Source organism: Dyella sp. (assembly GCF_036568765.1).
Taxonomy (GTDB): domain Bacteria; phylum Pseudomonadota; class Gammaproteobacteria; order Xanthomonadales; family Rhodanobacteraceae; genus GSA-30.
In genome coordinates this window covers 20,435-28,409 of the sequence record NZ_DATCRY010000191.1, presented here as the reverse complement: position 1 = coordinate 28,409, position 7,975 = coordinate 20,435, and the positions used below count along the sequence as shown (strand labels likewise).

The following is a 7,975-nucleotide window of genomic DNA, read 5'->3' as shown; positions in this document are numbered from 1 at the left end:
GCCGGTATCGCCGCGGCGCAGGCATATGCCGACGTCGCCAGGCACGCCGACGGTGCGATAGCCGGTAATCCGGATGCGGCGGTGCAGGCGTTTACGTTGATGAAAGTGGTTGGCCGCGATATCTGGATCGGTATCTGGGCGTTCGTGCTCGCCTGGGTGGCGACGACACGCTGGGATCAGGCGGAGGCCGGCGTGAAAGCCAAGGCCGATATCCGGGATATCTGGGTACGCTTTCCGAAGTTCGTTTTCGGCTTTGTGCTTGCATCCGCCCTGGTGACCTGGATCGCCAGTCATTACTCACTGGCCGACTATCGCAAGGTCGTTACGCCCGATCTAGTAGCGCCGATCACTGCGCTACGTACCTGGGCTTTCATCTTCTGCTTCCTCAGTATCGGCCTGACCACGCGCCTGCGCTCGCTGAGCGCAACCGGATGGAGGCCTTTGGTTGCCTTCACCGCCGGCGTGGCAGTCAATATCGTGGTGGGCTATGTATTGTCGGCGCATCTGTTTGCCGGCCATTGGGACGGATTGCATTGAAGCAGGAGGCATTGAAGCGAGATGACGCAGCTAACGCAGTAGTGCCATGCTGCGCGACGTGTTGCCATCGCCAAAGCGATGCGCGGATCATCGAGCGCAACGTCGCGGGGTTGACGGTATTCGGTTCGGCGTTCGGCGCCAGCATCGGGGCGAGCGCGTTATGTCTGGTACACGACTGCCTGGTGTCGCCGAAGGATGCGTGCGCGCAATTCCGCGCACGCGAGGCTCACTCGGCGTCGCTGTCGTCCGCCGTCGACAACTCCTTCAGGAGCTGAAAGATTTCCCGGAAAGCGCGCGGCGGCTTGTTGCTGTCGCGCTCGAGCCGTGCTTGCCGGATCAATGAACGCAGATGCTGGCGATCCACTTGTGGATAAGTGACGATCAAGTCGCTCATGGCCGCGTCGCTATCGTCTCCGAGCAAGCGCTCGCGCATGGCCTCCATTCGATGCATGGCGGCCGTTTCCTGGCGCTGACGTTCCTTGTTTTCGCCCAGCGCGGCGCGCGCATCGGCAAAAGCACTCTCGTCATGTCGACGCATCACCTTGGCCAGGAACGCCAGCTGGCGCTTTCGCGCGATATGCGAGGTGATCCGGCGGGTATTGTCGATTTCCCGCTGCACGTCCTCGGGCAGGTTCAAGCGCGCCAGCTTCGATGGCGGCAGTTCCATCAGCTGGTTGGCGAAAGCGAGCACGGCCAGGGCATCGCGGCGCTGCTGTGTACGGCTGGGGCCGTAGTCGTGATCGGGATCGTCGGTGTAATTGCGGTTCACGGTGTTTCCTTAAGCCTTGTCCGCCGGTTCGACGGGCTCGGCATGTTCGAAAGCAAAGCGCGGTACTTTACGGCCCTCTACCAGTACATCCTCGGCGAACATCGTTGCCGGGCGCACCCATAGGCCGAACTGGCCGTACAGGGCTTGGTAGACAACCAGCTCTTCCTCGGTTTCGCTGTGACGCGCCACGCCGATCACGCGGTAGCGCTGGCCTTTGTAGTGGCGATAAATTCCCGGGCTCAGTGCCATCGTCATGCTGCTCTTTGCAATAGGCGCCGTTTGTCCCCATATCTGACATCCGGCATCAGGTTGCCTATTCTAGCTGTTTAACCGAAGGAACTCCCCGTGACCCGCCTCGCCCGCCCCGAAGACACCAGCTCACAGGAACTCGATCGTCTGGCCGAACTGGCCGAAGAGGTCGTGCGCCGGGCACGCGCAGCCGGTGCCAGTCAGGCCGAGGTCGCAGCCAGCGTGGAAACAGGCCTGAATGTGAATGTGCGCCTGGGCGAGGTAGAGACAGTCGAGCATACCCGCGACCGAGGCTTCGGCCTGACCGTGTACTTCGGCCAGCGCAAAGGCTCGGCCAGCACGGCCGACCTCAACCCCGATTCGATCCAGGCTACCTTGGACCAGGCCTGCGCGATTGCCCGCTATACCGAGGAAGACCCCGCTGCCGGGCTGGCGGATGCCGAACGTATGGCTCGCGAATTTCCCGATCTGGACCTATGGCATCCCTGGGCGATCGACACGCCGGAGGCGATTGCATTAGGCGTAGAGATCGAGGCGGCGGGCATGGCCCACGCAGGCATCACCAATTCGGAAGGGGCTAGCGTGCAGGCAGGGCAAAGCCTGTCGGTCTATGCCAATTCGCATGGCTTCGTCGGCCGCGAACGCGGTACGCGGCATTCGTTGTCGGTCTCGCTGATTGCCGGTAGCGACGATGGCATGCAGCGAGATTATTGGTACGACACGCAACGTTCGCCGGAACGCTTGGCCAATGCGCGTTCATTGGGCGACAAGGCGGCAGAGCGCACCTTGGCCCGGCTGGATGCGCGGCGCCTGTCGACGCGCCAGTGCCCGGTGATGTTTGCACCGGAAGTTGCACGCGGTTTGATCGGTCATTTGATCGGCGCCGTCAGTGGGGGCGCGTTGTATCGTCGGGCGAGCTTCCTGCTGGATCATGCAGGCAAGTCGATCATGCCTTCGTGGATGCAGATCGTCGAACGTCCCTTCCTGCGTGGCGGTCATGCATCTTCCGCGTTCGATGCCGAAGGCGTGGCAACGGCCGATAGCAGCCTGGTCGAAGATGGTGTGTTGCAGCGTTATGTGCTGGGTAGCTACTCGGCACGCAAGCTCGGACTGAGTTCAACGGGCAATGCGGGCGGTATTCATAACATGATCGTTCGGCCTGGCGCGGCTGATGGTGGCAGCGACGATTTTGCCGGCATGCTGGCGCGGTTGGGCACCGGCTTGCTGGTGACCGAGGTGATGGGGCAGGGCGTGTCGACCATTACCGGCGATTATTCTCGCGGGGCGGCGGGTTTCTGGGTCGAGAACGGCAAGATGGCCTATCCGGTGGAAGAGATCACCATCGCGGCGAACCTGCGCGATATGTTCCAGCAGATCGTCGCTGTCGGTGCTGACGTCGATCCGCGTTCGCATCTGCTTACCGGGTCGATCCTGCTCGAGCGGATGACGGTTGCCGGTGAAGATTGAGGGCGATTTTTTTTAGAGCAAGAGCCCCTCACTCCAGCCCTCTCCCCCGGCGAAGCCGGGAGCGAGGGAACAGGTTACGCAAGTACGAAACACTGAGATTCGCTGCAGTCGGCTCCCTCTCCTCCGGCTCTGCCGGGGAGAAGGGGACTCTTGCGTCGCCTCTAGCCTCAGCAGCTATGCCGGAAGACCCAGGACGGCACACTTTGGAATGGTGCTAGCATCGAAGCCGCAACCACTGGGTTATTCGATGGAGAGTTCGCCATGAGCGTTCCACCCGATTCGACCGTCCCACCCCCTGCAGCACCGCCTCCCGCCGATGGCCCGATCCATGAGTCGTCACCTTCCGCCGCAGAGCGGCAGTGGGCCTTGTTCGCGCACCTTTCTGCCTTGCTCGGCTGCCTCTTGACCGGTCACTGGTTCGGTTGGGGGTGCTTTATCGGTCCGTTGATCATCTGGCTGATCAAGAAGGACACGATGCCCTTCGTCGACGACCAGGGCAAGGAAGCGTTGAACTTCAACATCACTCTGGCGTTGATTGGAGTGATCCTACTGCTGTTCAGCATCATCACTTTTGGACTCGGTTTTATTCCCGCATTCTTTATCGGCGGGATTGTCGGTATAGCTTGGTTGGTATTGATCATCATCGCCGCTGTAAAAGCCAACGAAGGCGTGCGTTACCGCTACCCCTTCGCTTTGCGATTGGTCAAATAGCGCGTTGCGGGCAGGTCGTTATCGATCTGCCCGCAAACCGTCAGGAACCCAGCTCGACGTAGCTGCGCTTGTAGTTCACCGGCTGCTGCAAGCCGAACGGCTTCCATTGCTCGGATATCGTGATGTGGTGTTTGTCGGACGAGAGTTCCCAGCGCTGCTGCAGCGTCGAGCCGTCGGCGAACTGAATATCCATCACCAGCTTGCCGGCTTCATTGTGCCCGCGCACGATCGCGTTGCCGTTGAGCGATTGCTGGCTTTGGCCGTCCAGTCGCGCGGTCATGGTTTCGCCGCTGTTGAGGCGGATCTGCACGTTCTTGTTGTCCTGCTGGATCAACAGCACCGTATCGGTCTTCAGCAGCGGCGGTAGTGGATAGGCATGCGGTTTGGCCGGCTCGTCGTCGGTCTTCTTGTCGTCCTTGTCATGCTTGGCATGGCCTCCGCCGCCACGGCGACCATGCAAGCCGGCGCGTTCGGTGGGCGACGGTGCTGTCGTCTGGGCCGGTTGCTGGTCGTTCGCCGCCTGCTCCTTGCCGCTCTCGTCCTGCAGCAGCTTGGTGACAGCCGCGTCGTTGTCGCTGTTGGCATCGTCCAGGCGCCAGGCACCGCTGAAGTCGGCAAGGCTGGCGGCATCGGCATGCAGGTACATCGGTGCGGCGCCGGCAAACAAGGTGCTCAGGGCGAGGGCGAGATAGCGCTGTTTCATGGGGGACCCTTGGGGCAGTTCATCGGAACGGGAACGCTCGACGTGCCAGTCCGGACGACTGCGATCAAGCTATCCCTAGTGATGGCGGGCGGCCGCGTAGCGAGCCAGTTCGGCCAATAGCGCAGCACGGTCGCCCAACGGCTCAATGGCGACGAGGGCGTCGCAAATCAACTCGTCCAGGCGTGCCCGTGACGCACCCAGGCCGATGATCGAGGGGAACGTGGGTTTGTCGGCCGCGGCATCCTTGCCGGCGGTCTTGCCGATGACGGCCGATTCGCCTTCCACGTCGAGGATGTCGTCACGGACCTGGAAGGCCAGGCCGACAGCGTGCGCATAGCGTTCCAGCGCATCGAGCGTCGTCGCATCCGCCCCGGCAGCCAGTGCACCCAGGCGCACCGAGGCACGGATCAGCGCGCCGGTCTTGCAGGCATGCATGTGCTCCAGTTCGTGCAGTTCCAGCTTGCGTCCTACTGCGGCCAGATCGAGAGCCTGACCGCCGGCCATGCCTTCGGCCCCGCAGGCACGGCCAAGCACGCGCAGCATGTCCAGGCTGTTGGTGTGGATCGGTGCATTGGCGAGCAATTCGAAAGCCAGCGCCTGCAAAGCGTCGCCAGCCAGGATGGCCATCGCTTCGCCGAACACGATGTGGCAGGTCGGTCGGCCGCGGCGCAAGGCATCGTCGTCCATCGCGGGCAGGTCGTCATGCACCAGCGAATACGCGTGAATCAGTTCCACGGCGCAGGCGGGCGGATCCAAGGCCGGGCCATGTTCGCCCAGTGCCGCACCGGCGGCATAAACGAGCAGAGGGCGCAGGCGCTTGCCGCCGCCAAGTACGGCGTAACGCATGGCGCGATGCAAGGGTTCGGGAGGCAACTGTTCGGACGGCAAGGCTTGCGCCAGCGCCTGGTCGGCGCGGCGAATCAAGGTTTGCAGGTCCGGACTCAGCTGTCCGTTCGAGGGCTCAGAGCTCGGGTTCAAACGGTTCGGCGTGGTCGGGGGCTTCGGGATCCAGCAGCAGCCGCACACGCAGCTCGGCCTTTTCCAGGGCTTGCTGGCAGTGACGGTACAAGCCGATACCGCGCTCGAAGGAGGAAAGCGATTCGTCCAGGCTCATCTCGCCACCTTCCATGCGTGCAACCAATTGTTCGAGCTCGTCCAGCGAGTGCTCGAAATCGGCGGGTGCGGTGTTTTCGGGGGTGGCGGGAGCGGGCTTGGCCATGGGCGGCAAAACTAACGCAGTGGGGGTGTGGAATCAATTGGGGCAGCGAGGTCGGCGCCCTTGGGCGCCTGTGAGGTCGCTAGCTGCGCTCGCTATGAGGTGTGAGGAGGTTTGAAGATCTCCTCCTTGCAGGCCCCGGTAGCGACCGACCTCATGCTCCAGTCCATACCGGGAAAGTACCCATCGCGCGGAACATTCCGGCGGCTTCGTCGGTCATCCAGCGATCCGCTACCGCGATCAAGGTTGCGCCGTCATAGATCAAGGGGCAGCCAGGTCGTTGCCAGGGTGGGATGGTTCCTTGCTGGAACAGGTCGCGCAGCTCACGTGTATGTGCGCTGCCGGCGGGGCGCATACGCTCGCCGCCGCGGCGCAGACGTACCGTCAGCGGTCGAGCCAGCGCTACCTGTAGCGTGAGCGTCAGTGTGCTGCCGTCCGGGAGGGCTAGCGGTTCTCCGCGCCAGGGCGATGTCCACAGCGTATCGATGGGCACTCGCGGTCGCCTTGCCCATAGGCGGTGTTTCCATATGTGCAATTCGGTACCCGGCCAGCGGATGCAGGGCACGCGTCCGTCGCGTGCCGCGATCTGCCGTTCGATCTGCATGCGTTGTGCGGCGCTGGGCGCGGTGCAACCGAGCTCGTGCAGCCAGTGATCGAGCAGTGGGTCGCGCAGGGCCGGTGCAAGCGCCAGCCACGCCGAGGCGTCGAGGCTTTCACTGGCCGGGTCGCGTAAGCGCAGGAGCGCATCGCGCCACTGCGTCGCCAAGGCATCGGCTGCCGCACGGCTCAGCCGGGCGCTGTGCAGGATGGCGTCGCCGGCATGCGGCCAGTGTGCTGACAGCAATGGCAATACATCGTGGCGCAGGCGATTGCGCGAGTAACGACGATCCTCATTCGACGGATCGGCGACGAAGCTCAATCCGTGCTGTTCGGCGTAGGTACGCAAGGCCTCGCGCGGCAGGTCGAGCAGCGGACGCCATAGCAGCCCGCGTCCGAGTGCGCGCTGCATGCGCATGCCGCCCAGACCCTCGGGCCCCGCGCCGCGCAAAAGTTTCAGCAGGACGGTTTCGATCTGATCGTCGCGATGATGGCCCAGTAACAGGCGCTCGCCCTCGCGCAACACATTGCCGAAAACAGCATAGCGGGCATGTCGCGCAGCCGATTCGAGTCCTTCGCCACTGTCGCGTGCAATGTCGACGCGCATCACTTGCAGTGCGATATGCCATGCCGCGCAGATGGCCTGGCATTGCAGCGCCCAATTCGCGCTATCGGCATGTAGACCGTGATCGACATGCACGGCACGCAAGCCGCGCAGGCGTGCCTGCGGCAGCTGCGCCAGCGCATGGAGCAGCGCGGTGGAATCCGGACCGCCACTGAAGGCGACACACAGCCCGCCGTCGGGATGCGTGTCCAGCGCGTTGTGCAGCGCTGTGAGAAGATCGGCTTTGCTCACGTTTCGGTTTTGGTCTTTTGTGCCTTGTTGCGCACGTAGATCACCTTGGGACGGCCGTCGCCGGGACTGCGCCGGTCGATATCGAACAGATTGGTGGCGGTGATCAGCTCGCTGAGCTTGCCAAAGCCATAGGTGCGCGAATCGAAATTCGGGCGCTGCTTGGTGATGATCGAGCCTACGCCGCCCAATCCCGCCCAGCCGTCGTCGTCGGAGGCGGCCTCGACGGCATTGCGCAACAGGTTGACCAGGCCGCTGTCGCGCTTGAGTTCGGTGGCGGTGCGCGGCTTGAGCGGCTGCTCCTCGTCGGCCTTGGCGACCAGGATATCCGTGTAAATGAACTTGTCGCAGGCAGCGACGAACGGATCGGGTGTCTTGCGTTCGCCGAATCCATAGACGATCAGGCCCGATTCGCGAATGCGTGCGGCCAGCCGGGTGAAATCGCTGTCGCTGGAAACGATGCAGAAGCCGTTGAAGCGGCCGGAGTAGAGCAAGTCCATCGCATCGATGATCATTGCCGAGTCGGTAGCGTTCTTGCCGCTGGTATAGCCGAACTGCTGGATCGGCTGGATCGACTGCGTCAACAGTTGTTCCTTCCAGCCTTTCAGGTGCGTGCTGGTCCAGTCGCCATAGGCGCGCTTGACATGGGCGGTGCCGTACTTGGCTACCTCGGCAAGCAGGCCATCGGCGATAGCCGGCTGCGCGTTGTCGGCGTCGATCAGTACGGCAAGCTTGGGCGCATTTTCATTGGCCATCGACCGGTCTCCGCGCGTGGTTTCGTCGGGGCGTTTGGAGTGATGGTAGCGCGTGCGCCGGATTTCTGAGGCGGCGATAGTATGCAAGAGGGGCGAGGGGCGAGGGGCGAGGGCGCAC

The 7,975-nt window shown here is 63.1% G+C and carries 10 protein-coding genes; 3 read left to right on the top strand and 7 right to left on the bottom strand.

Annotated features, from left to right (window positions below; translation table 11 throughout):
- Nucleotides 1-537: putative sulfate exporter family transporter (locus VIM98_RS13550; RefSeq protein WP_331993644.1), on the top strand; the 537-nt coding region annotated here is incomplete at its 5' end.
- A gap of 226 nt (nucleotides 538-763) precedes the next feature.
- Here the strand turns inward: VIM98_RS13550 and yjgA are convergent.
- On the bottom strand, nucleotides 764-1,306 hold the full coding sequence (yjgA, locus tag VIM98_RS13545) for a ribosome biogenesis factor YjgA (protein WP_331993643.1): 543 nt from the start codon (nucleotides 1,304-1,306) through the stop codon (nucleotides 764-766).
- Nucleotides 1,307-1,315: 9 nt separating this feature from the next.
- Nucleotides 1,316-1,555 carry a DUF1653 domain-containing protein gene (locus tag VIM98_RS13540; protein ID WP_331993645.1) on the bottom strand — a complete coding sequence of 80 codons (240 nt, stop codon included), beginning with the start codon at nucleotides 1,553-1,555 and terminating at the stop codon, nucleotides 1,316-1,318.
- Between the two features lie 96 nt (nucleotides 1,556-1,651).
- On the opposite strand from VIM98_RS13540, the gene pmbA reads away from it, so the two are divergent.
- On the top strand, nucleotides 1,652-3,022 hold the full coding sequence (pmbA, locus tag VIM98_RS13535; protein ID WP_331993642.1) for a metalloprotease PmbA: 1,371 nt from the start codon (nucleotides 1,652-1,654) through the stop codon (nucleotides 3,020-3,022).
- Between the two features lie 261 nt (nucleotides 3,023-3,283).
- Nucleotides 3,284-3,733: a DUF4870 domain-containing protein gene (locus VIM98_RS13530; protein WP_331993641.1), complete on the top strand. Its 450-nt coding sequence runs from the start codon at nucleotides 3,284-3,286 to the stop codon at nucleotides 3,731-3,733.
- A gap of 40 nt (nucleotides 3,734-3,773) precedes the next feature.
- Here the strand turns inward: VIM98_RS13530 and VIM98_RS13525 are convergent, their stop codons facing one another.
- The 5 genes from VIM98_RS13525 to VIM98_RS13505 form a co-directional block, all read right to left on the bottom strand.
- The gene (locus tag VIM98_RS13525; protein WP_331993640.1) at nucleotides 3,774-4,436 is read right to left on the bottom strand and encodes a hypothetical protein; all 663 of its coding nucleotides are present in this window, start codon (nucleotides 4,434-4,436) and stop codon (nucleotides 3,774-3,776) included.
- Nucleotides 4,437-4,511: 75 nt separating this feature from the next.
- The gene (locus VIM98_RS13520; protein ID WP_331993639.1) at nucleotides 4,512-5,360 is read right to left on the bottom strand and encodes a farnesyl diphosphate synthase; all 849 of its coding nucleotides are present in this window, start codon (nucleotides 5,358-5,360) and stop codon (nucleotides 4,512-4,514) included.
- Between the two features lie 37 nt (nucleotides 5,361-5,397).
- Nucleotides 5,398-5,655, bottom strand: coding sequence for an exodeoxyribonuclease VII small subunit (locus VIM98_RS13515; protein ID WP_331993638.1), 258 nt, complete (start codon nucleotides 5,653-5,655; stop codon nucleotides 5,398-5,400).
- 151 nt (nucleotides 5,656-5,806) lie between these two features.
- Nucleotides 5,807-7,105, bottom strand: a complete 1,299-nt coding sequence (tilS, locus tag VIM98_RS13510; protein ID WP_331993637.1) for a tRNA lysidine(34) synthetase TilS — start codon at nucleotides 7,103-7,105, stop codon at nucleotides 5,807-5,809.
- Nucleotides 7,102-7,857: an NYN domain-containing protein gene (locus VIM98_RS13505; protein WP_331993636.1), complete on the bottom strand. Its 756-nt coding sequence runs from the start codon at nucleotides 7,855-7,857 to the stop codon at nucleotides 7,102-7,104. The genes tilS and VIM98_RS13505 overlap by 4 nt, the downstream gene beginning before the upstream one ends.
- Nucleotides 7,858-7,975: the final 118 nt, after the last annotated feature.

Bases quoted from the DNA above. Each gene is read 5' to 3' on its own strand.
- VIM98_RS13540 (WP_331993645.1), bottom strand. From the start codon at position 1,555: ATGGCACTGAGCCCGGGAATTTATCGCCACTACAAAGGCCAGCGCTAC.
- VIM98_RS13530 (WP_331993641.1), top strand. From the start codon at position 3,284: ATGAGCGTTCCACCCGATTCGACCGTCCCACCCCCTGCAGCACCGCCT.
- VIM98_RS13525 (WP_331993640.1), bottom strand. From the start codon at position 4,436: ATGAAACAGCGCTATCTCGCCCTCGCCCTGAGCACCTTGTTTGCCGGC.
- VIM98_RS13515 (WP_331993638.1), bottom strand. From the start codon at position 5,655: ATGGCCAAGCCCGCTCCCGCCACCCCCGAAAACACCGCACCCGCCGAT.
- VIM98_RS13505 (WP_331993636.1), bottom strand. From the start codon at position 7,857: ATGGCCAATGAAAATGCGCCCAAGCTTGCCGTACTGATCGACGCCGAC.